This is a genomic window from Niveispirillum sp. FG148, assembly GCF_057809655.1.
Genome location: NZ_JBMDKJ010000004.1, coordinates 206,103 through 229,990 on the forward strand (window position 1 = coordinate 206,103; position 23,888 = coordinate 229,990).

22 protein-coding genes are annotated in these 23,888 nt (G+C 64.8%); 12 read left to right on the forward strand and 10 right to left on the reverse strand.

Features of this window, described 5'->3' with window-relative positions; genetic code table 11:
* The first annotated feature begins 16 nt into the window (after positions 1–16).
* The 3 genes from ACODTW_RS06320 to ACODTW_RS06330 are packed head-to-tail and all read left to right on the forward strand — an operon-like array spanning position 17 to position 2,194.
* Positions 17–934, forward strand: a complete 918-nt coding sequence (locus ACODTW_RS06320) for a sulfite exporter TauE/SafE family protein (protein WP_488945108.1) — start codon at positions 17–19, stop codon at positions 932–934.
* Positions 931–1,689: a TIGR02186 family protein gene (locus ACODTW_RS06325; protein WP_488945109.1), complete on the forward strand. Its 759-nt coding sequence runs from the start codon at positions 931–933 to the stop codon at positions 1,687–1,689. The genes ACODTW_RS06320 and ACODTW_RS06325 overlap by 4 nt, the downstream gene beginning before the upstream one ends.
* 28 nt (positions 1,690–1,717) lie before the next feature.
* Positions 1,718–2,194 (forward strand): universal stress protein, encoded by a 477-nt coding sequence (locus ACODTW_RS06330; protein WP_488945110.1) that lies wholly within the window; start codon positions 1,718–1,720, stop codon positions 2,192–2,194.
* 151 nt (positions 2,195–2,345) lie between these two features.
* On the opposite strand, the gene trpS is transcribed toward ACODTW_RS06330, so the two are convergent.
* The 4 genes from trpS to dnaK all read right to left on the reverse strand — a co-directional run bounded on the left by trpS (position 2,346) and on the right by dnaK (position 8,462).
* Positions 2,346–3,347 carry a tryptophan--tRNA ligase gene (gene trpS, locus ACODTW_RS06335; protein ID WP_488945111.1) on the reverse strand — a complete coding sequence of 334 codons (1,002 nt, stop codon included), beginning with the start codon at positions 3,345–3,347 and terminating at the stop codon, positions 2,346–2,348.
* A gap of 73 nt (positions 3,348–3,420) precedes the next feature.
* Positions 3,421–4,995 carry a murein biosynthesis integral membrane protein MurJ gene (gene murJ, locus ACODTW_RS06340; protein ID WP_488945112.1) on the reverse strand — a complete coding sequence of 525 codons (1,575 nt, stop codon included), beginning with the start codon at positions 4,993–4,995 and terminating at the stop codon, positions 3,421–3,423.
* Positions 4,996–5,167: 172 nt separating this feature from the next.
* A complete protein-coding gene (gene dnaJ / locus ACODTW_RS06345) occupies positions 5,168–6,304 on the reverse strand; it encodes a molecular chaperone DnaJ (protein ID WP_488945113.1) in 1,137 nt (378 codons plus the stop codon).
* Between the two features lie 235 nt (positions 6,305–6,539).
* Positions 6,540–8,462 carry a molecular chaperone DnaK gene (gene dnaK / locus ACODTW_RS06350; RefSeq protein ID WP_488945114.1) on the reverse strand — a complete coding sequence of 641 codons (1,923 nt, stop codon included), beginning with the start codon at positions 8,460–8,462 and terminating at the stop codon, positions 6,540–6,542.
* 536 nt (positions 8,463–8,998) lie between these two features.
* On the opposite strand from dnaK, the gene ACODTW_RS06355 reads away from it, so the two are divergent.
* Positions 8,999–9,256: a hypothetical protein gene (locus ACODTW_RS06355; protein WP_488945115.1), complete on the forward strand. Its 258-nt coding sequence runs from the start codon at positions 8,999–9,001 to the stop codon at positions 9,254–9,256.
* 120 nt (positions 9,257–9,376) lie between these two features.
* Positions 9,377–10,183, forward strand: a complete 807-nt coding sequence (locus ACODTW_RS06360) for an arylamine N-acetyltransferase family protein (RefSeq protein ID WP_488945116.1) — start codon at positions 9,377–9,379, stop codon at positions 10,181–10,183.
* A gap of 84 nt (positions 10,184–10,267) precedes the next feature.
* Here ACODTW_RS06360 and hslO read toward each other — a convergent pair whose 3' ends face one another.
* From hslO to ACODTW_RS06375, 3 genes are read right to left on the reverse strand one after another with little or no spacing between them, the layout of a single operon-like run.
* On the reverse strand, positions 10,268–11,239 hold the full coding sequence (hslO, locus tag ACODTW_RS06365) for an Hsp33 family molecular chaperone HslO (RefSeq protein ID WP_488945117.1): 972 nt from the start codon (positions 11,237–11,239) through the stop codon (positions 10,268–10,270).
* Entirely contained in the window at positions 11,236–12,150 is a 915-nt protein-coding gene (gene argF / locus ACODTW_RS06370; RefSeq protein ID WP_488945118.1) for an ornithine carbamoyltransferase, read from the reverse strand. The genes hslO and argF overlap by 4 nt, the downstream gene beginning before the upstream one ends.
* Positions 12,147–13,319, reverse strand: a complete 1,173-nt coding sequence (locus ACODTW_RS06375) for an aspartate aminotransferase family protein (RefSeq protein WP_488945119.1) — start codon at positions 13,317–13,319, stop codon at positions 12,147–12,149. The genes argF and ACODTW_RS06375 overlap by 4 nt, the downstream gene beginning before the upstream one ends.
* 255 nt (positions 13,320–13,574) lie before the next feature.
* Here ACODTW_RS06375 and ACODTW_RS06380 point away from each other — a divergent pair, with 255 nt between their 5' ends.
* A complete protein-coding gene (locus ACODTW_RS06380) occupies positions 13,575–13,994 on the forward strand; it encodes a bactofilin family protein (protein WP_488945120.1) in 420 nt (139 codons plus the stop codon).
* A gap of 134 nt (positions 13,995–14,128) precedes the next feature.
* On the opposite strand, the gene ACODTW_RS06385 is transcribed toward ACODTW_RS06380, so the two are convergent.
* The 3 genes from ACODTW_RS06385 to ACODTW_RS06395 all read right to left on the reverse strand — a co-directional run bounded on the left by ACODTW_RS06385 (position 14,129) and on the right by ACODTW_RS06395 (position 18,089).
* The gene (locus ACODTW_RS06385; RefSeq protein ID WP_488945121.1) at positions 14,129–16,990 is read right to left on the reverse strand and encodes a [protein-PII] uridylyltransferase; all 2,862 of its coding nucleotides are present in this window, start codon (positions 16,988–16,990) and stop codon (positions 14,129–14,131) included.
* Between the two features lie 125 nt (positions 16,991–17,115).
* The gene (locus ACODTW_RS06390; RefSeq protein WP_488945122.1) at positions 17,116–17,634 is read right to left on the reverse strand and encodes a hypothetical protein; all 519 of its coding nucleotides are present in this window, start codon (positions 17,632–17,634) and stop codon (positions 17,116–17,118) included.
* 167 nt (positions 17,635–17,801) lie between these two features.
* Positions 17,802–18,089 carry a BolA family protein gene (locus ACODTW_RS06395; RefSeq protein WP_488945123.1) on the reverse strand — a complete coding sequence of 96 codons (288 nt, stop codon included), beginning with the start codon at positions 18,087–18,089 and terminating at the stop codon, positions 17,802–17,804.
* Between the two features lie 80 nt (positions 18,090–18,169).
* On the opposite strand from ACODTW_RS06395, the gene ACODTW_RS06400 reads away from it, so the two are divergent.
* The 6 genes from ACODTW_RS06400 to cobT all read left to right on the forward strand — a co-directional run bounded on the left by ACODTW_RS06400 (position 18,170) and on the right by cobT (position 23,858).
* A complete protein-coding gene (locus tag ACODTW_RS06400; RefSeq protein ID WP_488945124.1) occupies positions 18,170–19,108 on the forward strand; it encodes a DMT family transporter in 939 nt (312 codons plus the stop codon).
* A gap of 71 nt (positions 19,109–19,179) precedes the next feature.
* On the forward strand, positions 19,180–19,776 hold the full coding sequence (locus tag ACODTW_RS06405) for a J domain-containing protein (RefSeq protein ID WP_488945125.1): 597 nt from the start codon (positions 19,180–19,182) through the stop codon (positions 19,774–19,776).
* A 38-nt stretch (positions 19,777–19,814) separates the two neighbouring features.
* On the forward strand, positions 19,815–20,807 hold the full coding sequence (gene cobS / locus ACODTW_RS06410) for a cobaltochelatase subunit CobS (protein WP_488945126.1): 993 nt from the start codon (positions 19,815–19,817) through the stop codon (positions 20,805–20,807).
* A 336-nt stretch (positions 20,808–21,143) separates the two neighbouring features.
* Positions 21,144–21,422, forward strand: a complete 279-nt coding sequence (locus ACODTW_RS06415) for a hypothetical protein (RefSeq protein WP_488945127.1) — start codon at positions 21,144–21,146, stop codon at positions 21,420–21,422.
* Between the two features lie 122 nt (positions 21,423–21,544).
* Positions 21,545–21,841, forward strand: coding sequence for a hypothetical protein (locus ACODTW_RS06420; protein ID WP_488945128.1), 297 nt, complete (start codon positions 21,545–21,547; stop codon positions 21,839–21,841).
* Between the two features lie 124 nt (positions 21,842–21,965).
* Positions 21,966–23,858, forward strand: a complete 1,893-nt coding sequence (gene cobT, locus ACODTW_RS06425; protein ID WP_488945129.1) for a cobaltochelatase subunit CobT — start codon at positions 21,966–21,968, stop codon at positions 23,856–23,858.
* Positions 23,859–23,888: the final 30 nt, after the last annotated feature.

Genomic DNA, 23,888 nt, shown 5'->3' on the forward strand with positions numbered 1-23,888 from the left:
CCACGCCCGGCTGGTCATGCAGATCTATCTTCCCATCGCCGAAATCTCGGTCAACGCCCTGTTGATCCTGATCCTGGGGGGGGCCGTGGGCTTCCTGTCCGGTCTGTTCGGGGTGGGCGGCGGTTTCCTGATGACGCCGCTGCTGATCTTCATCGGCGTGCCGCCGGCCGTGGCCGTGGGCACGCAGGCCAACCAGCTGGTGGGTGCATCGGTTTCCGGCGTGCTGGCCCATTGGCGGCGCAACAATGTCGACGTGAAGCTGGGCTTGGTCATGCTGATCGGCGGGGCGCTGGGCACGGGCCTAGGCGTCTGGCTGTTCGGGCGCCTGCAGAAGCTGGGCCATATCGATCTGGTGATCTCGCTGGCCTATGTCCTGTTCCTGGGCACGGTCAGCGGCCTGATGCTGACGGAAAGCGTGCGGGCCCTGCTGAAGGGGCGCGACACGGCCGTGCGGTCGAAGCTGCATCATCATACCTGGCTGCACGGTCTGCCCTTCAAGATGCGCTTCCCGCGCTCCCGCCTCTATATCTCCGCCCTGCTGCCGGCCCTGATCGGGTTTGTCGGGGGCGTGCTGGTGGCGATCATGGGCATCGGCGGCGGTTTCCTGCTGGTGCCGGCCATGATCTATATCCTGGGCATGCCGACCGCCCTGGTCGCCGGCACTTCGCTGTTCCAGATCGTGTTCACCACGGGGCTGGCCGCCTTCCTGCAGGCGGTCGGCAACCAGACGGTGGATATCGTGCTGGCCCTGCTGCTGCTGGTCGGCGGCGTCATCGGGGCGCAGTTCGGCACCCGCGCCGGCATGCGGCTGCGCGGTGAACAGGCCCGTGCCCTGCTGGCCATGATGGTGCTGGCCGTGGCTGTGAAGCTGGCCGTCGATCTGGTTGTCCGGCCGGAAGATATCTATTCCATCACCCTGCCGGTGACGACATGAGGCGTCGGCGCTGGTTGGCCCTGCCGCTGGCAGCCCTGGCCTGCTTCTGCCTGTGGCAATCGGTGCGGCCCGCCTGGGCGCAATCGCTGGTGGCCGACCTGTCCAACCACCTGATCGCCATCACCACAGGCTTCACGGGCACCGATGTCGTGCTGTTCGGTGCCGTGGATGGCGATGGCGACGTGGCCGTCGTCGTGCAGGGGCCGGAAGCAGAGGTGAAGGTCCGCCGCAAGGAACGCGTGGCCGGCATCTGGGTGAATACCGACGATGTCGCCTTCGACCGCGTCCCGGCCTATTACTATGTTGCCGTTACGGCACCGCTGGACGGCGTGGTGCCGCCCACGGTCCTGCAACGGCATGAAATCGGGTTGGACTATATCCGGCTGGTGCCGGGCAAGACCAAGCTGACACCCGAACAGCTGGCTGACTTCCGCGCGGCCCTGATTCGCAACAAGCAGCGGGCCGGGCTGTACCCGACGGAGGTGGGGGAGGTCTCGTTCCTGGGCCAGCGCCTGTTCCGCACCCGCATCTTCTTCCCGGCCAATGTGCCCACGGGCACCTATACGGCTTCGGTCTTTCTGGTGCGGGACGGCGATGTGGTCAGCGCCCAGACGACGCCGCTGCTGGTCTCCAAGATCGGCTTTTCAGCCAATGTCTATGAATTCGCCCACCGCCAGTCGATCTTCTACGCCGTACTGGGCATCATGCTGGCCGTGACCTCGGGCTGGCTGGCCGGCATCGTGTTCCGCAAGTGACGATAACAATCCGGGGGGAGAGGGCCAGATGAGCCAGACCGCAAATACCCGCATCTTCCTGGTCGTCGTGGACGAGACGGAGGAGATGAGCGTGGCGCTGCATTACGCTGCCCGCCGCGCCCGCTCCACGGGCGGCCGCGTCGCGCTGCTGCATGTCATCCCGCCGGGGGAGCTTCAGCAATGGGGCGCCATCGAGGAGCTGATGAAGCAGGAGCAGCGGGAGGAGGCGGAGCAGCTGATGCAGCGCCTGGCCAAGGAGGTGGTGGACATTGCCGGCTCCATGCCCACGCTCTATATCCGCAACGGTCAGGCCAGTGAGCAGCTGATGAAACTGCTGGCCGAAGAACCCAGCATCTCCATCCTGGTCCTGGCCGCTGGCACGGGTCGTGGCGGGCCGGGTCCCCTGATCAATTACGTGGTCGGCCAGATGTCGGGCACACTGCGCATCCCCGTCACCGTGGTGCCGGGCTACCTGTCCGACGAACAGCTGGATGCGATCACCTGATATCGCGCGCCCCCAATCGCCGCGCGGCGGCGGTCGCCGCCGGACCAACGGCGCCCTGTCCGAAGCACCCGCGCGCGACGAGCTGAATGCGAATGAAAAAGCCCCACGCCGCGGGACCGGCGTGGGGCTTTCCAGAACAGAACCAACCAGATCAGAACCGGACCAGGCCGACCAGGTCCTTGACCTCGTTCATGGTGCGGGCCGCGATCTCGCCGGCGCGGTCGGCACCCTTCTTCAGGATACGGTCCAACTCGGCCCGGTCACCCAGCAGCCGGTTCATTTCGCCGGCGATGGGGGCCAGCTTGGCGACCGACAGGTCGGCCAGCGCCCCCTTGAAGGCGCTGAACTGCTGCCCGCCGAACTGGGCCAGCACGGCGGCGCGGCTGGTGTCCGACAAGGCGGCGTAGATGGTGACCAGATTATTGGCTTCCGGCCGCTTTTCCAGATCCTCCACCGTCTCGGGCAGCGGCTCCGGATCGGTCTTGGCCTTGCGGATCTTCAGGGCGATGGTGTCGGCATCGTCGGTCAGGTTGATGCGGCTATATTCGCTCTCGTCCGACTTCGACATCTTCTTGGTGCCGTCGCGCAGGCTCATGACGCGCGTCGCCTCACCCAGAATCTGCGGTTCCGGCAGGGGGAAGAAGCCGTCGGCCTTGTAATAGCGGTTGAAGGCACCGGCAATGTCGCGGGCCAGTTCCAGATGCTGCTTCTGATCCTCGCCCACGGGCACATGCGTGGCCTTGTACAGCAGGATGTCGGCGGCCATCAGCACGGGATAGGCGTAAAGCCCCAGGACGGCATTGTCCTTCTGCTTGCCCGCCTTCTCCTTGAACTGGGTCATGCGGTTCAGCCAGCCCAGCGGCGTATGGCAGGTCAGGATCCAGTTCAGTTCGGCATGGCCGGAAACGGCCGACTGGTTGAACAGGATATGCTTTTCCGGGTCGATGCCGGCGGCGATATAGGCGGCGGCCACCTCCCTTATATTGGACCGCAGGGTCTCCGGGTCATGCTCGATGGTCATCGCATGCAGGTCGACGACGCAGAAGATCGCGTCCATCTCATGCTGCAGCTTCACCCAGTTCTTCAGCGCGCCGAGATAGTTGCCGAGGTGGAGCTGGCGGGTCGGCTGCATGCCGGAAAAGATAAGGCTCATTGCTGGTCTCTGAAGCTCGCTTGTGGAAGGCGAAATGCCGGGCTGCCTGTATCGCGCGCCCGTCCGGCCCCGGTCAAGCGGCGGGCGGCGGCGGCGGCGCTTTGCCCCGGCGCAGCAGCCCCTTGATCTCCGCAGGGCGCGCCGCCCCCAGCAGGAAGCACAGCGCGAAATAGGTGATGGACGCCCCGGCAATGACCCCGGCCAGGGCGGCGATCTTCACCAGCCCCACCCCGTCATAAAGCCAGGGATGCAGCAGCCAGGACAGGCCCAACCCGGCCGCCGCCAGCCCCGCCGCTGCCACACCCATGCGCCACAGCCGCCCCGTCAGCCGCGCATCCAGCGACAGCAGCCCGCGCCGCCGCAGACCCACGGCCAGCAGCAGCACATTCAGCCAGGCCGTCAAACCCGGCGCCAGGGCCAGCCCGACATGGCCCAGCGGCCCGATCAGGGCCAGGGACAGGGCGATATTGCTGATCACCACGATGATGGCGATGCGCACGGGTCCCTTCGTGTCCTGCTTGGCGAAATAGGCCGACGACAGGATCTTGGCCGTGATGAAAGCGGGGATGCCCACGGCGAAGGCCTGCAGGGCCGATGCGGTGGCGACCGCGTCGGCGGCCGTGAAGGCCCCGCCCTTGAACAGCACATGGATCAGGGGGCCGGGAATGGCGATCAGCGCCACGGTGGCCGGCAGGCCCAGAAGGCCGGCAAATTCCAGCCCGCGCGACAGGCTGGCCTTTACCCCGTCATGGTCGCCGGCCACCATCTGTCGCGACAGCAGCGGCAGCAGTGCCGTGCCCACGGCCACGCCGATGACCGACATGGGCAGCTGGTTCAGCCGGTCGGCATATTGCAGATAAGACACGGCCCCGGTCGGCAGCCAGGAAGCCAGATTGGTGCCGATCAGCAGGTTGAACTGATAGACGCCGGCCCCCAGGATGCCCGGTGCCAGCAGCGCGAACAGGCGCTTCACCCGCGGGGTCAGGCGCGGGCGGCGCAGACGCAGGCCCATGCCCGCCCGCTTGGCGGCCACGATCATCCAGATCATCTGCGCGGCCCCGGCCACGGGCACGCCATAGGCCAGCATCCAGTGCGCCCCGATGCCCAGCGGCTTCGACAGCAGCAGGGCGGTGATCTGCACGATGTTCAACAGCACGGGCGCCGCCGCAAACGGCCCGAACCGGCCCACAGCATTGAGGATAGAGCCAAATAACGCCGTCAGCGAAATCAGTGCCAGATAGGGGAAGGTGATCTGGGAAAGCGAGATGGCGAGCGCGCGTTGCGCCGGATCATCATTGAAGCCCGTGGCCAGGATGGACACGACCCAGGGCATGGACACGGCCATGATGATTGAGAAAATCATCAAGACGGCCACCATGACGGCCAGCGCTTCCTCCGCCAGTCCCTTGGCACTGTCGCGACCTTCCTTTTCCAGCGTGCCGCTGAACAAAGGCAGGAAGGCCGCCGTGAAGGCGCCTTCCGCGAACAGGGACCGGAACAGGTTGGGCAGGCGGAAGGCCACAAAGAAGGCATCCGCCTCCATGCCGGCGCCCAGATAGCGGGCCTGCAGCATGTCGCGCACGAAGCCCAGCACACGGCTGACCATGGTGATGCCGCCGACGGTGGCGATGGCGCGGGCGAAGCTCATGGGGGGGCAGTCCCCTCTCCCGTCATCCCGGCGAAAGCCGGGACCCAGGGGCCAAGCGCCCGACCTTTCGGCAGCATGATCGTACGCAGCTTCAAGGTCTGATCCTGTGACCCTGGGTCCCGGCTTTCGCCGGGATGACGGTGGAGCGGGGGACGACCGGCAAAGGTGCCTTTCAATCCTTTAAGTCCGCGAAGAACTCCTTCACCTTGGCGAAGAAGCCTTCCGACTCGGGATTATGGCCCTTTTCGGCCGCTTCCTTCTCGAACTCCTTCAGCAGCTCCTGCTGCTTCTTGGTCAGGTTGACCGGCGTTTCGACCATGACATTGATGTACATGTCGCCGCGTGCCGGGCTGCGCAGGACGCTCATGCCCTTGCCCTTCAGACGGAACTGATGGCCTGTCTGGGTGCCGGCCGGCACATTCACCTTGGCGCGGCTGCCATCAATGGTCGGCACCTCGATGGTGCCGCCCAGGGCCGCCGTCGTCATGGGGATGGGCACCCGGCAATGCAGGTTGGCCCCGTCACGCTGGAAGAAGCGATGCGCCCCGATGGCCAGGAAGATGTAAAGGTCGCCCGGCGTGCCGCCGCGCAGACCCGCTTCGCCCTCGCCGGCCAGACGGATGCGCGTTCCATCCTCCACGCCGGCGGGGATGGAAACCTGCAGGGTCTTTTCCTTGCGCACGCGGCCCTGGCCACCGCAATGGCGGCACGGATCCTTGATGACGCGGCCCGCACCGCCGCAGGTGGGGCAAGAACGTTCGATGGTGAAGAAGCCCTGCTGCGCACGCACCTTGCCGGCCCCGTTACAGGTGCCGCAGGTGGTGGGGCTGCTGCCATTTTCCGCCCCTGACCCGCTGCAATGCTCGCACATCACGCTGGTGGGCACGCGCACCTGGGTGGTGGAGCCCTTGAAGGCATCCTCCAGGCTGATTTCCAGGTTATAGCGCAGGTCGGCGCCGCGGTTGTTGGTCTGGCCACCGCGGCCGCGGCCCATGAACTCCCCGAACATCTCGTCAAAGATGTCGGCAAAGCCGCCGCCGAAATCGAAGCCGCCCGCCCCGGCACCGGGACGGCCACCGCCGCCTTCAAAGGCGGCATGGCCGAAGCGGTCGTAGGCGGCGCGCTTCTGCTCGTCCTTCAGGCAGTCATAGGCTTCGTTGATTTCCTTGAACTTCTGCTCGGCCGTCTTGTCACCCTGATTGCGGTCCGGGTGATACTGCATCGCCAGCTTGCGATAGGCCTTCTTCAGATCATCGGCACTGGCACCCTTCTGGACGCCCAGTACTTCGTAATAATCGCGCTTCGACATGGTGGCCTCTGTCCCTTCGCATCCGGTCCGACCGCCCGTTCAAGGGCCGGCCCCCGGACCTGAAGCCATTCGTCACAATTCCATGGCCGTACCCGTCACGCAACAGGCCCGGCACCGTTCCCCGGAGCCGGGCCTGTCGGGGTTCGCGATGCTCACCCACGACCTACGAAAGGGTCACCACCCGTAGGTCGGGGTGAGCGTTCGCGAACCCCGACGAACACCAGCCCAATCGAGGTCAGTTCTTCTTGCGATCGTCGACTTCCTCGAAGTCGGCGTCCACAACCTTCTCCCCACCGGCGGATTCATCGTCGCCCGCGGTCGAAGCGCCCGCGCCTTCGGCACCACCGGCTTCCTGGCTGGCCTTGTACATGGCTTCGCCAACCTTCATGCTGGCCTGGGCCAGCGCGTCGGTCTTCTCCTTGATGGCGGCGGCGTCTTCACCATTCATGGCGGCCTTCAGGTCAGCGATGGCGCTCTCCACGGCCGACTTGTCGGCGGGGGAGATCTTGTCGCCATTGTCCTTCAGGGTCCGCTCGGTGGAATGGATCAGGCCGTCGGCATGGTTCTTGGCCTCGACCAGTTCCTTGCGCTTCTTGTCCTCGGCGGCATGCGCCTCGGCGTCCTTCACCATCTTCTGGATGTCGCTGTCCGACAGACCACCGGAAGCCTGGATGCGGATCGTCTGTTCCTTGTTGGTCGCCTTGTCCTTGGCGCCGACATTGACGATGCCGTTGGCGTCGATGTCGAAGGTCACCTCGATCTGCGGCACACCGCGCGGGGCGGACGGGATGCCCATCAGGTCGAACTGGCCCAGCATCTTGTTGTCCTGGGCCATTTCGCGCTCGCCCTGGAACACGCGGATGGTCACGGCCGACTGGTTGTCCTCAGCGGTCGAGAAGACCTGGGACTTCTTGGTCGGGATGGTGGTGTTGCGGTCGATCAGACGGGTGAACACGCCGCCCAGCGTTTCGATACCCAGCGACAGCGGGGTAACGTCCAGCAGCAGCACGTCCTTGACATCGCCCTTCAGCACGCCGCCCTGGATGGCGGCACCGACGGCCACGACCTCGTCCGGGTTCACACCGCGGTTGGGTTCCTTGCCGAAGATCTGCTTCACGGTCTCGATGATCTTGGGCATGCGGGTCATGCCGCCGACCAGGATCACCTCGTCCACTTCCGACGCCTTCAGACCGGCATCCTTCAGGGCCGACTGGCAGGGGCCGACCGTGCGGCGCACCAGGTCATCGACCAGGGATTCCAGCTTGGCGCGGCTCAGCTTGACGTTCAGGTGCTTCGGACCCGACGCATCGGCCGTGATGAAGGGCAGGTTGACTTCCGTCTGGACCGAGCTGGACAGCTCGATCTTGGCCTTCTCGGCGGCTTCCTTCAGGCGCTGCAGGGCCAGACGGTCCTTGCGCAGGTCGATGCCCTGCTCCTTCTGGAACTCCTCGGCCAGGTAATCGATGATCTTGCCGTCGAAATCTTCACCGCCCAGGAACGTGTCGCCGTTCGTGGACTTCACCTCGAACACGCCGTCGCCGATTTCCAGGATCGACACGTCGAAGGTACCACCACCCAGGTCGTACACGGCGATCGTGCCGGTGCCCTTCTTCTCCATGCCATAGGCAAGGGCGGCGGCCGTCGGCTCGTTGATGATGCGCAGCACTTCCAGGCCGGCGATCTTGCCGGCATCCTTGGTGGCCTGACGCTGGCTGTCATTGAAATAGGCGGGGACCGTGATGACGGCCTGGGTGACCTTCTCACCCAGATAAGCCTCGGCCGTTTCCTTCATCTTCTGCAGGATGAAGGCGCTGACCTGGCTGGGGCTGTACTTGTCGCCATGGGCCTCGACCCAGGCGTCGCCGTTGCCGCCAGACACGATCTTGTAGGGGACGAGGCCGATATCCTTCTTCGTCACCGGGTCGTCAAAGCGACGGCCGATCAGGCGCTTGATCGCGAACAGCGTATTGTCCGGGTTGGTGACGGCCTGGCGCTTGGCCGGCTGACCCACCAGACGCTCACCGCTCTGCGTGAAAGCGACCATGGACGGCGTGGTGCGCGCGCCCTCGGCATTCTCGATGACCTTGGCCTGCGTGCCTTCCATGACGGCCACGCACGAATTGGTGGTGCCCAGATCGATACCGATAACCTTGCTCATGACGACCTCTCTTGTTCGGCAGACCGCCCGCGGCCCAAATGCCCTCCGGCACCGCGATATGGTCCCCATTGGTTCTGACTGCCGGGACGAGACAGGTCCGGCCGGACCTGCATCCAAGCTGGCGGGGAAGACCTTCCCCGCCGACGCAAAGCAGATATAGGCAGGCCCGCGCCCGTCCGCAACTGTCCTGCCTTCATCTGCCGTTCACAGTTTTCAGCAAGGCTGCTTTACCCGTGGCGAACAGCCGCCGTCGGCGACCTTCGCGGGGCACCTGAATGGTCTTGTATTCGATTTCAAGGCGCCCGGCCTCTCGTCAGTAATCCCAGTATGACTGAACAAAAAACCAATGCGAAAGGTTGTGTTGTGCTGAAAATTGACTATTTTTGCTTGGGTAAATAAGTTAATACGGTATGTATACTTGTTAACAGAAAACATTAATACGTTTACATCTCCCAATCCAAAAGAAAATCGTATAGTCTCTCTGAAGAAACAGCATCTCACCCTCTATGGGCATTTGATACGGGGGCCAAGATCAGATGAGCTTCATAACAGACGAGCAGAACCGGCCGGGTCTTTGTGTGGGTGACGAGGATGGGCCGGAGGTGGCGGTCGCCATCCGCCGGTGCCTGGAAAGCCTGGTGAAGGACGCGCAGCGCAGCCGGATGAACGATCTGGCGGAATTTTTGTCGCTGGCGGTCCTGGCGGCCGACGATGCCGCGCGCACGCGCCGGGCTGCTTCGGACAAGCGCCGCGTCGTGGATCTGGCCAGCCGCCGCGTCGTCGGTTCCTGCTGATCCCGTCGGGGGGGGGAGTGGCGGCCGGGCGGTACCTTGTCGTGATGACGTTTCGGCGCTGGTCGGTGCCGGCCGGTATCGCTATGGGAAAGGACGTTCCCACCCGGCAGGGCCCAGACCATGAACGCCGAATTCGACCTTGCCCGCTATCTGGCCCGCATCGGGCATGGCGGGCCGACACAGCCCGATCTGTCCACCCTGACGGCGTTGCACATCGCCCATGTCGGGGTGATTCCGTTTGAAAACCTGGATATCCAAATGGGGCTTCCCATCCGGCTGGAGGCTGATGCCATCCGGGACAAGCTGGTGGAACGCCGCCGTGGCGGTTATTGCTTCGAACAGAACAGCTTGTTCCAGGCGGCGCTCGCCGCCATCGGCTTCAGTGTCCGCCGTACCATGGCGCGGGTCCGCATGGGCGGGGAGCCGGGGGGCCGCAGCCACCTGATGCAGATCGTCACCCTGGATGACGTCCCTTATATCGCGGATGTCGGATTTGGCGGTGCCTGCCTGGTGGAGCCGCTGCCCCTGCGTGCGGGGGAATATGACAGTGCCGGTGACCGCTGGCGTATCCGCCCGTCCGACTGGGCCCCCGGCTGGGAAGTGGAGGTCTGGCGCGATGGCGGCTGGTTCGGTCTTTACTGGTTCAGCGATGATCCGGTGACCGATCTTGATCTGGTCTTCGGCAACCATTTCACGTCCACCCACCCGGCCTCACGGTTCGTGCAGAACCGCGTGGCGGCGCGCAGCACCCTGACCGAACGGCACACGCTGCTGAACGGTCAATACCGGCTCCGAGTCGGGGGGCACCTGGTGGAGGAGCGGGAAATCACGGACGAGCGGGCATTCCGCACCCTGCTGGCGGAACGGTTCCGGATCGACCTGCCCGAAGGGGCGGCCCTGCGTCCGGTGGCAGGGATCGCGCCCTGACGGCGCGTCCCCTCCGGCCGGGCACATGCCCCCCCCCAACGCCGGGCGCCGCCGTACCAATGGTCATAAATCAGACCCTTGGTATCAGAACGCGGCGTAGACCTTGTCCAGGTCCTGGTCGTTGAAATTGTAGGTCGCGTTGCAGAACTCGCAGGTCACGGCCACGACGCCGTCGACGCGCAATTCTTCCAGCTCGCCCCGGTTCAGGCTGCGCAGCACGTCCGTCACCCGCTCGCGCGAGCAGCGGCAGCCCGGCCGCAATTCGCGGCGTTCGAAGATGCGCGGCCCTTCTTCGTGGAACAGGCGGTAGATCAGCTCGTTCGCGGACAGGTCCTTGTCCAGCAGTTCATGCGCCGTCACTGTTTCCAGCAGCAGGCCGGCACGATGCCAGTCTTCTTCCCGCACACCGGGCTGGTGGTCGGCGAAGGTGCCGGCATCCTCCGGCGGCAGGGCCTGCAGCATGATGGCGCCGCCAACCCATTTGCCGTCTGCGTCCTTGGCCACGAAGCTCTTGATGGACGCGGCCAGCTGTTCGCTCTGCTTGAAATAATGGCGCACGGCCTCGGCCAGCGTGGCGCCACGCAGTTCCACGATGCCCTGATACCGCTCGGTATGTTCACCCTGGTCGACCGTGAAGGCGACATAGCCGGACCCCAGCAGAGAGCCCAGATCGGCCTTGAAGCCCTTATGCCCACGCTGTTCGGCCAGTCTTTCCAGATCCACCCGCGCATAGCCGCGCAGATCCCCGACGGAGGTGATGTCGGCGACCGTATAGGCGACGGGGCCGTCACCCTTGGTCTGAAGGGTGAAGATGCCGTCATATTTCAGGGACGAGGCCAGCGTCGCCGCCAGCAGGATCGTGTCCGCCAGCAGCGGCGCCAGCTCGTCCGGGTAATTGTGCCGCGTCAGAATCTCGTCCAGCGCCGGTCCCAGCCGGATCAGCCGCCCGCGAAAAGAGCTGCTGTCCAGCTGGAACGGCTGGCAGATATCGAATTCGGCGATCACTTCATTGGTGTCGTGGCGGGGCTGGCCCGCCACGGGGAAGTCGGAATTCATCGGTTCAGGCACCAGGTCAGAATGCCCTTCTGGGCGTGCATGCGGTTCTCCGCCTCATCCCACACCGCCGACTGCGGACCGTCGATGACGCTGGACGTCACCTCCTCCTCGCGGTGGGCGGGCAGGCAATGCATGAATATGGCGTCTTTTTTCGCCAGACCCATGATGCGATCGTTTACCTGATAGGACTTCAGCAGATTGTGACGGCGATGCGCATCCTTGTTGTGCATCGACACCCAGGTGTCGGTGACGATGGCATCCGCACCTTCCGCCGCCGTCTCCACATCACGGTGGACGGTGACGCGACCCTTGTGGGCCTTGATCCATTCCAGTGTCTGGTGCGTCGGCGACAGTTCCGGCGGACAGGCGATGCGCAGTTCGAAATCGAACAGAACCGAGGCGTGGATCAGGCTTTCGCAGACATTGTTGGCATCACCCGTCCAGCAGAAGACTGCATCCTTGATGGGGCCCTTGCGTTCCTCATAGGTCTGGATGTCGGCCATGATCTGCACCGGGTGGGAACTGTCGGTCAGGCCGTTGATGACGGGGACGGTGGCCGCCTCCGCCATCTCCTGCAGCTTCGCCTCATGGTCGGTGCGCAGCATGATGATGTCGACATAGCGCGACAGCACGCGCGCCGTGTCGCCGATGGTCTCGCCATGGCCCAGCTGGATTTCCTTGCCGGTCAGGCAGATCACTTCGCCACCCAGCTGGCGCATGCCCACTTCGAACGACACGCGCGTGCGGGTGCTGGGCTTTTCGAAGATCAGCGCCAGCGTCTTGCCCAGCAGCGGCTTTTCCGCACCCTGGCCGCGCTTCATGAAGGCGGCCCGGTCCAGCATGTCGCGCAGTTCGTCGATGCTGTGATTGTGGATGTCCAGGAAATGGCGGGGGGTCGTGGTCTTGGTCATTGCGCCAGCTCCTGGCAGGTCTTGTCGATGATGGCGGCGGCTTCGGCGATTTCCGTATCACCGATGGTCAGCGGCGGCAGGATGCGGATGACATTGTCGGCCGCCGGCACAACCAGCAGCCCGTTCTCCCGCAGCCGCGTCGCCACCTCGCCATTGGGCTTGGTGCATTTCAGGCCCAACATCAGGCCCTTGCCGCGCACTTCCGCCAACACGGTCGGGTATCGGGCGACCAGATCGGCCAGGGCCGCCTGCAGCTTCTCGCCCGTCTCGTTCACATGCTCCAGGAAGCCCGGCGCGGTGACGACATCCAGCACGGCATTGGCCACGGCCATGCCCAGAGGGTTGCCGCCAAAGGTGCTGCCATGGGTGCCGGGCACCATGCCCAGCGCCGCCTTTTCCGACGCCAGGCAGGCGCCGACGGGGAAGCCGCCGCCAATGCCCTTGGCGATGCACATTACGTCCGGCTCCACGCCCGCCCATTCATAGGCGAACATCTTGCCGGTACGGGCGACACCCGTCTGGATCTCGTCAAACACCAGCAGCAGGCCGAATTCATCGGCTGTGGCGCGCAGGGCCTTCAGATAGTCAGCACTGCCGACCTGGATACCGCCTTCGCCCAGGATCGGCTCGACAATGATGCCGGCCGTTTCCGGTGTGATGGCGGCGCGCAGTTCGTTCATGTTGCCGAACGGCACCTGGTCGAAGCTGTCCAGCAGCGGCCCGAAGCCGCCCACCATCTTTTCCGACTTGGCGGCCGCGATGGCCGTGGTGGAACGGCCATGGAAGGCGCCGCCCACGACGATGAAGCGGGTCTTTTCCGGATGGCCGCTGTCATGCTGATACTTGCGCACGGTCTTCACCGCGCACTCAAACGCCTCCACCCCGGAATTGGTGAAGAACATGGTGTCGGCAAAGGTCAGATCGCACAGCCGCTTGGCCAGCTTCTCCTGCCCGGCCACCCGGTACAGGTTGGACGTGTGCCACAGCTTGCCCGCCTGCTCGGTCAGCTTTTCCACCAGATAGGGGTGTGCGTGACCAAGGGCGTTCACCGCGATGCCGGCGGTGAAATCCAGGAATCGTCGGCCTGTCGTGTCCCAGATATAGGCGCCTTCGCCCCGCTCGAACACGATGTCGATGCGGGAATAGGTGGGCATCACGACAGGGATCACGGCTGCAACTCCATGGAGCCATATGGTTTCCGCGCGCATGAACCCCATGCCCACACGCCGGAACCGGCGACTATTGGGCCGACGGCCCCCCCTGTCAACGTACCCCCATGCATCCCTCTTGTGTCGTGGGCAAGAAGCGTTGCGGTTTTAACCCTTTCAGCTTATGAATGGATTGCAAACAACGGGCCGGCCGCCCTGGCCGGTCGCATTCTGCCGACCCCACGCGGACGGCCCCTGGCGGAGAGTGCTTGACCGATGCCCAACGATATCCTGGACCCGCGCAGCTTCCAGCGTCCCGGCCTAAGCGGTGTTGCGGAGGCGTCTGCCGAAACGGGTCCCCTGACCGGCGGCATCACCTCCATCGCGTCCGAAGCCCGGATCGAAGGGGCGAAGATTTCCCATTGCCATACGCTGCATGTTGCCGGCCGTCTGGTTGATGTGACGCTGAGCGACATCAAGATCCTGGAAATTGCCGAAGGTGGCCATTTCGAAGGTGTGGCCAATGTCGAGCAGATGCGTGTCAACGGGCGCGCCACCGGCACGATCGAGGTGTCGGGCATCCTGGCCGTGGGGGAGACGGGTCATGTGGATGGCACCATCCGCTACGGCCGCATCAATATCTCTGAAGGCGGCAGCGTCACCGGCACCCTGCAGAGCGGCAAGGCGGCGGGCTGATCGGCCCCCCCATTTCCATTCCTGATTAAAACCGCCCCTTCCGGCCTGATGCTGGAAGGGGCGGTTTGCTTTTAAGGTCGGCCGAGATTTCACCTTGGTGCCCGAAACGCCCTTCGGCTCAACCCACGCCGTCCCTACGCCGCCTTCTTCTTCGGCTTGGCCGGGGCCTTCACCGGTTCCGGCTCCCCCTCCGGTTCGGCCAGCGCGTTCAGCAGGGCGCTGCGGATTTCCGCCAGCTTGCGCTCGTGCGTGATCTTCAGGCCGAACACGTCCTTCACATAGAACACGTCGATGGCGACATTGCCGTAAGTGGAAATCTTGGCCGACGCGATCTGCAGGTTGGCCTGGGTCAGGGTGCGGGTCAGCAGATAGAGCAGGCCAGGACGGTCGCGACCATTCACTTCGATCACGGTGTGGTTGCCGGCAAAGGTATTGTCGACCAGCACGCGGGGGGCGATCTTGAAGGCACGGGCACGCGCCGTCTGCGGCGGGCGACGGCGGGCCAGTTCGTCGGCCAGACGCAATTCGCCGGCCAGCACCTTGTCCACCATCACCGACAGCCGCGCCAGCTTGTCCCCGCTGTCGAAGGACCCGCCACCGGCGGCCTGCACCGTGAACACATCCAACGCCATGCCGTTGGTCATGGTGAAGATGCGGGCGTCCACGATGTCGGCCCCGGCCAGTGCCAAGGCCCCGGCCAGACGGGAGAACAGGCCCGGATGGTCGGCGGTGTAAACCGTGACCTCGGTGATGGTGCGGCCGCGATCAACCCGGGTATCCAGCGTCAGCGGCGCCCTGGTCCGCTCCGCCTCCCGGATCAGCCGGGCATGGTGGGCCAGGGTCTGCGGGTTGAAACCCAGCCAATAGGCGGGATAAGCGCGGGCCAGATGGGCATCCACATCGGCCACCGGCCAGTCGGTCAACAGGTCGCGCAGGGCCGCCTGGGCCGCGATGACGCGCGAATCGCGTCCTTCAGTGCCCACGGTGCCGGACATCCGCTCTTCGCAGCGGCGATAAAGCTGACGTAGCAGCGTGGCCTTCCAGCCGTTCCAGCGGCCGGGACCGACGGCGCGGATATCGGCCACGGTCAGGCAGAGCAGAAGCTTCAGGCGTTCGGGCGACTGCACCAGATCGACGAACTTGGTGATCGTGCCCTCATCATCCAGATCGCGCTTGAAGGCCGTGTCGGACATGGCCAGATGCCAGCGCACCAGCCAGACCACGGTCTCTGTCTCCTCCTCGCTCATGCCCAGCCGGGGGCACAGCTTTTCTGCGACCTTGGCGCCCAGGATGGAATGGTCGCCGCCCCGGCCTTTGGCGATATCGTGGCAGAGCATGGCGACATAGAGGGCCCGACGCGAATTGACGGTGTGGATCACCTCCGACGCCAGCGGCACCTCGTCCTTCAGCCGGCCGGCCTCCACCTGATGCAGGATGCCGACGGCGAACAGCGTATGCTCGTCGACGGTGAAGTGGTGATACATGTCGAACTGCATCATGCCGACGATGCGGCCGAAATCCGGCACGAACCGGCCCAGCACGCCGGCCTCGTTCATGCGGCGCAATGCTATTTCCGGATCCTTCTTCGATGACAGGATATCCAGAAACAGACGGTTGGCGTCGGCATCGTCGCGCAGTTTCGGACCAATGCTGGACAGCGCGCGGGTGATGGCGCGCAGCGCATTGGGATGGATGTCCAGGTCATTTTCCTGCGCCACATGGAACAGGCGGATCATGTCGACGGGATGATCCTTGAAATGCCGGTCCGACCTGACATTCAGGCGGCCCGCATCCAGGGTGAAGCCATAGAAATCCGCGCCGCGTGCAAAGCGGCGGCGCAGGAAGGCGAATCGGGGTGCGCGCTTGCTCTCCTGCTCCAGGGCCGCGCAGAAGATGCGGGTCAGGTCACCGACATCCTTCGCCACCATGAAGTAATGCTTCATGAAGCGTTCGACGGCATTCTTGCCCGCATGCTCGGTATAGCCCAGACGGCGGGCCATTTCGGCCTGCACGTCGAAGGTCAGGCGATCTTCCTGCCGGCCCGTCAGGTAATGCAACTGGCAGCGCGCGGCCCACAGGAAGCTTTCGGCCTTGGCGAAGCGCACCGCCTCTTCGGGCATCAGCACGCCCTTGGCGACCAGCCCTTCCACCTCATCCACCTGATAGGCGTATTTGGCGATCCAGAACAGGGTCTGAAGGTCGCGCAGCCCGCCCTTGCCTTCCTTGATGTTGGGTTCCAGCATGTAGCGGCTGTCGCCGACCTTGCGGTGCCGCTCGTTGCGCTCGCCCATCTTGGCTTCGATAAAGGCGGTGACGCCGCCGGCAGCCCCGACCACTTCCTTGGCGAAGCGCTTGCGCATCTCGTTGAACAGGGCGTTTTCGCCCCACAGGAAGCGCGCCTCCAGCAGGCTGGTGCGGATGGTCATGTCGGTCAGTGACAGGCGGATGCATTCATCGACCGAACGCACGGCATGGCCAACCTTCCAACCCAGATCCCACAAGAGATAGAGCAGATATTCCACCACCTGTTCCACGCGTGGCGTGCGCTTGTAGGGCAGCAGGAACAGCAGATCGACGTCCGATCCGGGCGCCATCTCGCCCCGTCCATAGCCGCCGATGGCGACGATGGCCAGACGTTCGCCCTTGGTCAGTTCGGCCGTGGGATAGACATGGTCCAGGGTGAAATCGGCCAGCGCCTGGACGATGGCATCCGTCATCCTGGCGGTCTGATGTACACAATCGTCGCCGCGGTGCGACGACTCGAAGCGGGTACGGATGGCGGCCCGCCCCTCCGTCAGCACATCCTTCAGCAGGGCCAGGACCGGCGACCGCAGTCCGTCGATGCTGCCTTCGTGATTCTCCGCCAGGGCCGTCAGCTGCTTGCCGATACTGGCGCGGCTGGGGGTGGAGGGTGCGCGCGTCGCGCCATCGCCACGATGGCTGCTGCTGCTGGCGTTGGTGGCGGCGGGGGTAATGGTGGGAATGGTATCTGGCATCGTGCTGCTTCCGGGACTGACCCTTCGCGACATTATGCCACGAAACATGCGGATAGGCGTGGCCCTTCCGTATGGCAGAAACCCCATTACCCCCCTCCCTCTGTTGTTTTTGTGAGGTTCGGCGCTTACCCCTCGCCGGCTGTCGCTCCCAGCAATCGTCTGGCATTCTCGTTTGTGGCGCGGTGATAGGGGGCTAGGCCCCTGCCACCCAGCCGACTGGCCTCCAGCGCCATGCGCCCGCAGGCGATTTCCGCCGCGTTCAGGCTGGTTTCCACGAAATCGCTGGCCGCTCCGCCATACCGGATGGGGTCGGGCGGCGTGACCAGGGCCATGCTGGCCTGGGCCTGCGCCGTCACCTGCTGCGCCAGCCATTCCAGCCAGGCGTCCGACACGGCCCACAGGCCGGCCGCCAGCGCCCGCTGCGCCTCCAGCGCCGCGTCCAGCTTTTCCCAGATCATGGTGGTGAATTCGGGATCGTCGAGCCGCGCCGGGTCATAGCCAGCGGCGGCCAGCCGCATGGCGCGCAGCCAGATGGTTTGCTGCGCTGCCCACAAGGTTTCGCCCAGGACCATGCTGGTGGTGGCCAGTTCGGCCGCCACTTCCGCGCCCCTGGCGCCCAAGGGTGTTGGGGCCTGTCGCTTCATGTCCGTACCCCTTTTCGCCGATCGGGGTGTTTCCCCGTCCGAACAGGGTACAGAGTGTCATGTTGCAGTGCAACAGACCCTGCGACGCAGGGTCGCTGATACTTTCGTCCCCTCCAACGCCGGGCGGGCGGTGGCCGGCCTTTGGCGCACACATTATGCGCTCTGATTCAGCCTGCTTTCGCCGCCTCTTCCGGGGTCAGGGCGCGGACCGACAGGGCGTGGACCCGTTCGGACAGTTCCGCGGCGACGGTGTCATAGACCAGCCGCTGCCGTGCCACGCGCGACAGGCCCTGGAACCGGTCAGAGACGATGATGACATCGAAATGCGTTTCCCCACCCGGCTGGTCCGCCCCCGCATGGCCGGCATGCCGGTGAGAGACATCCTTGATGGTCAGGACCTGCGGGGTTAGAGCCTGTGTCAACTTGTCCCGCATGCGGGTCGCATAGATCGCCATGACGTCTTTCCTGGCCTTGTCCGGCCGACAGATGGACGGTCCCCAGCGGACCGGCATGGCCGAAGAGGTAGTGGAACATCATGTCGGTTACCAGCCCGCCGAAGCCCGCGGCGCGTTCCGCGGCCCCTGTGTCGCGCGGCATGGCGCTTGTCCTGCTGGGGCTGGTCATCCTGCTCTGGGGTGTGAACTGGCCTGTGATGAAGCAGGTGGTCGGGCATATGCCGCCGCTGACCTTCGTTGCCTCGCGCCTGGTGCTGGGGGCGTTCAGCCTGATCGCCTTCACGGCTGCGACCCGGCAATTGCGGGTGCCGTCGCGTGCCGACCTGCCCGTGATCCTGTCGGTGGGCGTGCTGCAGATGACCCTGTTCATGCTGATGGTCACCATCGCGGTCCAGCATGTGCCGGCGGGCCGGGCCGGCATCCTGGCCTATACGACCCCGCTCTGGGTGGTGCCGCTGGCGTTGATCTTCCTGCGCGAACGGCTGAACCTGCTGAAGGCGTTGGGCCTGCTGGTCGGGCTGGCCGGCGTGGCCGTGCTGTTCAATCCCGCGGCCTTCGACTGGACGCAGCGCCCCGTGCTGCTGGGCAATGGGCTGCTGATGGGGGCGGCCCTGATCTGGGCCTTCAATATCGTGCATGTGCGCGGCCATCGCTGGGTCGGCACGCCGCTGACCCTGGCGCCCTGGCAGATGGGGCTGGCCGCCGTCCTGGCGACGATTGCGGCCCTGGCGACGGAGGATGTGACGCGCATCGACTGGTCGGGCCAGCTGCTGGTGCTGCTGATCTATAACGGCCCCATTGCCACGGCCTTCTGCTTCTGGGCCATGGTGACCGTCAACCGCGCCTTGCCGGCCATCACCACCTCGCTTTCGGTGCTGGGTGTGCCGGTGGTGGGGCTGATTGCTTCTTCCCTCTGGCTGCGGGAGCCGCTGACGGCCACCAATCTGGCGGGCCTGGGCCTGATCGCGGGCGGCCTGGCGGCCGTGGCCCTGGCCGATACACGCAAGCCGCGCAGTTGAGCGCTTGATGCGTATCGGCTTTTCGTCGGGTCTTGCTTGTCAGGTGCGGGCCCGCCCCCCATACTTCGCCGATGCATAAGAACCGGCCCAACCTCAGTTTCGACTTCCGGGAGGCACCCCGCACACAGTTGCGGGCGTGTGACCATCCCGGCTGTCTGCAGGCGGGTGAACATCGCGCCCCCAAGGGGCGTGACCGGTTGAACGAATATTACTGGTTCTGCCTGGACCATGTCCGCGACTACAACAAGTCCTGGGACTATTACGCCGGCATGAGCCAGACGGAGATCGAGCGTCAGGTGCGCCAGGACACGACCTGGCAGCGGCCGACCTGGCCCATGGGGGACTGGCGCACGCGCGAGCGGCAGACCCGCGATCGGGTGTTCAGCGGTGGATTCGCCTTTGGCGCGGAATGGAGCGGGGATGAGTCGGAGACCCGCCGTACCCCGCCGCGCGCCCGCGCCCGCACGCCGGAGGAAGAGGCGCTGATCGCCCTGGACCTGCCGCCCGACGCTGATTTCACCGCCATCAAGGTCCGCTACCGCCAACTGGCCAAGCAGCACCACCCCGACGCCAATGGCGGCGCCAAGGAGGCGGAAGAGCGGCTGAAATCCATCAACCAGGCCTACAACATCCTGAAGGCCGCCTATGGCGGCGGCCCGACCACCTGATATCAACGGCAAGATCGAAGCGAAGAATGGCTCCCGACATGGCATCCAACAGCACGGCCACCCATCCCGAACTGCCCGACATCACCGTGTCCGTGCGTGAGACGTTCGGTATCGACAGCGACATGCGCGTCCCCGCCTTCTCCACCCCGACGGAACATGTGCCGGAACGGGACAAGGCCTATCGCTTCGACCGCGAGACGACGATGGCCATCCTGGCCGGCTTTGCCTATAACCGCCGCGTCATGATCCAGGGCTATCACGGCACCGGCAAGTCCACCCACATCGAACAGGTGGCCGCCCGTCTGAACTGGCCCTGTGTTCGCGTCAACCTGGACAGCCATATCAGCCGTATCGACCTGATCGGCAAGGACGCCATCGTCCTGCGCGATGGCAAGCAGGTGACCGAATATCGCGAAGGCATCCTGCCCTGGGCCTTGCAGCATGCCTGCGCCGTCGTCTTCGACGAATATGATGCCGGCCGCCCCGACGTGATGTTCGTCATCCAGCGCGTGCTGGAAGTGGAAGGAAAGCTCACGCTTCTGGATCAGAACAAGGTCATCCGCCCGCATCCGGCCTTCCGCCTGTTCGCCACGGCCAACACCGTGGGCCTGGGCGACACGACCGGCCTGTATCATGGCACGCAGCAGATCAACCAGGGCCAGATGGACCGCTGGAACATCGTGGCGACCCTGAACTATCTGCCCCATGCCGATGAAGTGCGCATCATCCTGGCAAAAGTGCCGGAATATGACACTGACGAGAAGCGGGGCACCGTCGCCTCCATGGTCCGTCTGGCGGAAATGACGCGCAGCGGCTTCATCGCCGGCGATATCTCCACGGTGATGAGCCCGCGCACCGTCATCAGCTGGGCACAGAACGCCGCCATCTTTGGCGGTGATATCGGCTTCGCCTTCCGCGTCACCTTCCTCAACAAGTGTGACGAGGTGGAGCGCGCGACCGTGGCCGAATATTACCAGCGCTGCTTCGGGCAGGAATTGTCGACGGGTGCCTTCAAAGGCTCCCTGGTCTGACCGTTTCCAGTTCAGCAAGTTAAGGGGGCCGGCCGGACAGACGTATCGGCCGGCCCTTTGTCCTGCCCATGGTGGTGGAACCTGGCGACATCGAGGATTGACTTGCTATTATCCAGTGAATTCATCGACGGGGAATGAGTTCGCCGTAATTCATTGCAATACTGCAATTGTCAGACCCAAAATATCACATCCGTCCAGGCCAATATCCGGACTCTGCCATTGGTACTATGCGACGATTGCACAGTGGCAATTGTCGACCCCAATAATTTCGGTTAGGTTGGGCCCGGGGCGTACTGAGCAGTTCTGGAGAATGCGATAATGAGGATATCGAGTCTTTTGCTGGGGGCACTTTTGCTCGCGGCACAGCCATTGATGGCAACGGCCGCGCTGGCGCAGCAAGATGCTGCGCCCTCGGCTGATGGCGCCAAGGCCCCCGTGGCCGAAGATGCCAATAAGGAAATCTGCAAGGGCGAGAAGCCCACGGGCACCCGTCTGGCCAAGAAGAAGATCTGCAGGACAAAGGCCGAATGGGACGAGTATTATCGCCAGCAGCGGGAAGAGACCGAGCACATGCAGCGGAACGATATGGCGAACAAGACGCCGCGTTCCGGCTGATCCGCGCGTGCTGACATCCGGGTCTTTGGGGGACCCGGCCGGTGGATGGGCGGCCTCCGCCCATTCCACCGCCCTGGCGGGACCGGGGAGCGCGTGACAGACCCCAACCACAGGAGGATTGGATGAAGCATCACGTCGCCTACCCCGTCGCCATCGCGCTTTATGCGATGGCCCTGGCCGCACCGGCCGCTTTCGCACAGCAGCAGCCGGCCCAGGACAGCCAGCCGCAGGCCGCGGCCCCCGTGGTCGCCACCGATGCGGACAAGCAGATCTGTAAGAAGGAAAAGGAACTGGGCAGCCGTCTTGGAGGCAAGAAGACCTGCAAGACGAAGGCCGAGTGGGACGAATTCAATCGTCAGCAGCGCGCTGAAACCGAGCAGATGCAGCGCAACGACATGGCGAACAAGACGCCGAAATAAGCGGCGTCTGTCGCGCAACAGTGGGTCGCACTGGCGACAATGGCAAAACGGATGGGCGGAACGCTGCCCATCCGTTATTGTTTTGGGCACCGCAGCATCCCGCGGTCAGGATTTGTGACGGAAAATGACCCAGGAATCCCCCCTTGAGACCTTCAAGCGCGCCACGACCGCCACCTTGCGGGCGATTGCGGACCGAAAGGATCTGGTGGTGGGCTTTTCCTCCGAACCGCCGGGGGTGAATGGTGCCCGCGTGCGCGTGCCCCTGCCGCCGCGCGACCTGAACCCCAAGGATGTGGCCAATGTCCGCGGGTCGGCCGATGCCGCGGCCCTGCGGCTTCGCCATCATGATGCCGGCATCCATGCCAACCGCATGCCCGTCAGCGAACAGGCCCGCCTGTCGTACGAGGCATTGGAACAGGCGCGGGTGGAGGCCATTGGCGCCACACAGATGAAGGGTGTCGCCGGCAATCTTGCCGCCGCCCTGGACGAAAAATACCGCAAGCTGGGCTTCGACCGGCTGAACGATCCCGAACAGGTGCCTGTGCCCGACGTGCTGCGCCTGCTGGCGCGGGAGGCCATGACTGGCGCCCCGCCGCCGGACAGTGCGCGCGCCGCCGTGGACCTGTGGCGGCAGAAGGTGGCCGACAAGCTGGGCACGGGGCTGGACAAGCTGGGCGCGGTCATGGAGGACCAGGACGCCTATGCCAGGGCCGTCCGCCGCCTGTTGACCGACATGGACATGGATGTCGGGGCCGAACCGGACAGCGAGGACGGGGAACAGGACAATGCCCCCGAAAACCCCGATACCGGCGACAGCGACAAGGAGATGGACAGCCAGGGCGGACAGCAGCAGTCCGGTGACGACCAGTCCCAGGACATGCAGGACCAGCAGCAACAGCAGCGCCGGTCCGAAGAGGTCGCCGAGGGTGAGGATGGTGAGCGCGCCGAGGGTGAACTGGCCGAAGGCGAAGGGTCGGAGGAGCCGGGCAATCCCGGTACCCAGCCGCGTCCGGAACGCAATCGCAATGAGCCCGACGCCGGTGCCTACAAGCCCTATACCACCGCCTTCGACGAGGTGGTGGATGCGGCCGACCTGTGCGATCCCGACGAACTGACCCGCCTGCGCCTGATGCTGGACCAGCAGCTTCAGCATCTCCAGGGTGTCATCTCCAAGCTGGCCAACCGGTTGCAGCGCCGGCTGCTGGCCAAGCAGACAAGGTCCTGGGAGTTCGACCTGGAGGAGGGGATGCTGGATGCGGCCCGTCTGGCCCGTGTCGTCATCAACCCGACCATGCCTTTGTCCTTCAAGCGGGAAAACGAGACGAATTTCCGCGACACGGTGGTGACGCTGCTGATCGACAATTCCGGGTCGATGCGCGGCCGCCCCATCTCCATCGCGGCGATGAGCGCCGATATCCTGTCGCGCACGCTGGAACGCTGCGGCGTGAAGGTGGAGATCCTGGGCTTCACGACGCGGGCCTGGAAGGGCGGACAGTCGCGCGAACGCTGGATTGCCGCCGGCAAGCCGCCGCAACCGGGCCGCCTGAACGACCTGCGCCATATCGTCTACAAGGGTGCCGACGCCCCCTGGCGCCGGGTGCGCCGCAATCTGGGCCTGATGCTGCGCGAAGGCATCCTGAAGGAGAATATCGACGGCGAGGCGCTGATGTGGGCCCATACCCGCCTGCTGGGCCGGCCCGAACAGCGCCGCATCCTGATGGTGATCAGCGATGGCGCGCCCGTGGATGACAGCACCCTGTCGGTCAATAACGGGTCCTACCTGGAAAAGCACCTGCGCGCCGTCATTGACTGGATCGAGACGAAAAGCCCGGTGGAACTGGTGGCCATCGGTATCGGCCATGATGTCACGCGCTATTACCGCCGCGCCGTCACCATCATCGATGCCGAACAGCTGGGCGGCACCATGATGGAAAAGCTGGCTGAACTGTTCGACGAGGATGACCGCCGCGGCTGGGGTGCGGCCGGCCCGCGCCGCGCCGCGGGTGGCCGGCGCTGACCAGGGGCGCCGGGCGGAAAGCGGCTATCC

What these genes read in the sequence shown, in the direction of transcription:
- ACODTW_RS06320 (WP_488945108.1), top strand. Translation starts at nt 17, where the DNA reads ATGCAGATCTATCTTCCCATCGCCGAAATCTCGGTCAACGCCCTGTTG.
- ACODTW_RS06325 (WP_488945109.1), top strand. Translation starts at nt 931, where the DNA reads ATGAGGCGTCGGCGCTGGTTGGCCCTGCCGCTGGCAGCCCTGGCCTGC.
- ACODTW_RS06330 (WP_488945110.1), top strand. Translation starts at nt 1,718, where the DNA reads ATGAGCCAGACCGCAAATACCCGCATCTTCCTGGTCGTCGTGGACGAG.
- trpS (WP_488945111.1), bottom strand. Translation starts at nt 3,347, where the DNA reads ATGAGCCTTATCTTTTCCGGCATGCAGCCGACCCGCCAGCTCCACCTC.
- murJ (WP_488945112.1), bottom strand. Translation starts at nt 4,995, where the DNA reads ATGAGCTTCGCCCGCGCCATCGCCACCGTCGGCGGCATCACCATGGTC.
- dnaJ (WP_488945113.1), bottom strand. Translation starts at nt 6,304, where the DNA reads ATGTCGAAGCGCGATTATTACGAAGTACTGGGCGTCCAGAAGGGTGCC.
- dnaK (WP_488945114.1), bottom strand. Translation starts at nt 8,462, where the DNA reads ATGAGCAAGGTTATCGGTATCGATCTGGGCACCACCAATTCGTGCGTG.
- ACODTW_RS06355 (WP_488945115.1), top strand. Translation starts at nt 8,999, where the DNA reads ATGAGCTTCATAACAGACGAGCAGAACCGGCCGGGTCTTTGTGTGGGT.
- ACODTW_RS06360 (WP_488945116.1), top strand. Translation starts at nt 9,377, where the DNA reads ATGAACGCCGAATTCGACCTTGCCCGCTATCTGGCCCGCATCGGGCAT.
- hslO (WP_488945117.1), bottom strand. Translation starts at nt 11,239, where the DNA reads ATGAATTCCGACTTCCCCGTGGCGGGCCAGCCCCGCCACGACACCAAT.
- argF (WP_488945118.1), bottom strand. Translation starts at nt 12,150, where the DNA reads ATGACCAAGACCACGACCCCCCGCCATTTCCTGGACATCCACAATCAC.
- ACODTW_RS06380 (WP_488945120.1), top strand. Translation starts at nt 13,575, where the DNA reads ATGCCCAACGATATCCTGGACCCGCGCAGCTTCCAGCGTCCCGGCCTA.
- ACODTW_RS06385 (WP_488945121.1), bottom strand. Translation starts at nt 16,990, where the DNA reads ATGCCAGATACCATTCCCACCATTACCCCCGCCGCCACCAACGCCAGC.
- ACODTW_RS06390 (WP_488945122.1), bottom strand. Translation starts at nt 17,634, where the DNA reads ATGAAGCGACAGGCCCCAACACCCTTGGGCGCCAGGGGCGCGGAAGTG.
- ACODTW_RS06395 (WP_488945123.1), bottom strand. Translation starts at nt 18,089, where the DNA reads ATGGCGATCTATGCGACCCGCATGCGGGACAAGTTGACACAGGCTCTA.
- ACODTW_RS06400 (WP_488945124.1), top strand. Translation starts at nt 18,170, where the DNA reads ATGTCGGTTACCAGCCCGCCGAAGCCCGCGGCGCGTTCCGCGGCCCCT.
- ACODTW_RS06405 (WP_488945125.1), top strand. Translation starts at nt 19,180, where the DNA reads ATGCATAAGAACCGGCCCAACCTCAGTTTCGACTTCCGGGAGGCACCC.
- cobS (WP_488945126.1), top strand. Translation starts at nt 19,815, where the DNA reads ATGGCATCCAACAGCACGGCCACCCATCCCGAACTGCCCGACATCACC.
- ACODTW_RS06420 (WP_488945128.1), top strand. Translation starts at nt 21,545, where the DNA reads ATGAAGCATCACGTCGCCTACCCCGTCGCCATCGCGCTTTATGCGATG.
- cobT (WP_488945129.1), top strand. Translation starts at nt 21,966, where the DNA reads ATGACCCAGGAATCCCCCCTTGAGACCTTCAAGCGCGCCACGACCGCC.